Annotated in this window: 2 protein-coding genes; both read right to left on the bottom strand. The window is 53.9% G+C overall.

What is annotated here, in order from left to right:
• On the bottom strand, positions 1 to 635 hold a 635-nt coding region (locus L0U89_RS20215; protein WP_234863185.1), incomplete at its 3' end, for an IS3 family transposase.
• Positions 632 to 1,012 (bottom strand): hypothetical protein, encoded by a 381-nt coding sequence (locus L0U89_RS20210; protein WP_234863184.1) that lies wholly within the window; start codon positions 1,010 to 1,012, stop codon positions 632 to 634. The genes L0U89_RS20215 and L0U89_RS20210, both read right to left, overlap by 4 nt.
• Positions 1,013 to 1,038 lie beyond the last annotated feature (26 nt).

Raw genomic sequence — 1,038 nt, 5'->3', positions numbered from 1 at the left:
TAGCAGTTGCCCGCTTCACCCATGCTTGACCTTATCCCGGCCTTCTTCAATATGGCGACATAGGCCTTGCCGCAGTACTGGAAGCCCCTGTCCGAGTGGTGGACAAGGCCTTTGGGGTCCGGACACTGCCCAACAGCCATCTTCAGTGCCTCCACTGCCCATTTGGTTTCCAGCGTGTCGCCCAGATGCCAGCCTACGATCTTCCTGCTGTAGGCGTCCGTGGTGAGGAAAAGGTAGCTGAACGATCCGCCCACGCGGATGTAGGTGATATCCGAAACCCAGGCCTGGCCGGAAGATGTCCAGGGCTTCCCGTTGAACAGGTCTTCGTACTGGCTGTACCTCACAAAGGACTGGGTAGTAACCATGTACCTCCTTTTCCGCTTCACCAACAAACCTTCTGAACGCATCAGATCAAAGAGCTTGTCCCTGCCCATCCTGATGCCGAGCCTGTCAAGATCGGGGTCGATCATCGCGTGCAACTTCCTGACCCCGATCCTGGGATGGATGGCCCGGTGTTCACGTATCAGGTCAAGGACCAGACCTTGTTCCGTACCCTCCCGGATCCTCCTTCCCGACCACTCGTAATATGCCGACCTGCTGTGGCCAAAGTAGGCGCAACACGATTTCAGGCTCACCTGCCCTTCCCTTTGGGAGACGGCCCGCTGCCAAAGTTTTTTTTTAAATCGGTGCCGTACTCCTCGTTGGCCACCTTGATCAGCGTCTCCAGCATATGGTTGGCCACTACCGAATCAGCCAAAGCCGCCTTGAGCTTCCTGTTCTCTTCCTCCAGTTCCCTGAGTCTTCTCTTTTCGTCCACAGTCTCTATCCTTACCGTTTTGTTCAACAAATGATCCCTGCCCAGCGACCGAACCCACTTCTGGATCGTCTCGGATCCCCTGATGCCATACTTCTTTTGAAGATAGGAATAGGAACTGCCACTTTCCAACTCCTCAACCACATGCTTCTTGAAGCCAATACTGTACCGCTTGAATTCCCGAACCGTTTTTGTCATATTTAACCTGATTTTAGTCTGACCTC

Source organism: Mariniradius sediminis, from assembly GCF_021491425.1.
Lineage (GTDB): Bacteria > Bacteroidota > Bacteroidia > Cytophagales > Cyclobacteriaceae > Mariniradius > Mariniradius saccharolyticus.
This window is presented reverse-complemented; position numbering and strand designations above follow the sequence as displayed.

What these genes read in the sequence shown, in the direction of transcription:
- L0U89_RS20210 (WP_234863184.1), bottom strand. Translation starts at nt 1,012, where the DNA reads ATGACAAAAACGGTTCGGGAATTCAAGCGGTACAGTATTGGCTTCAAG.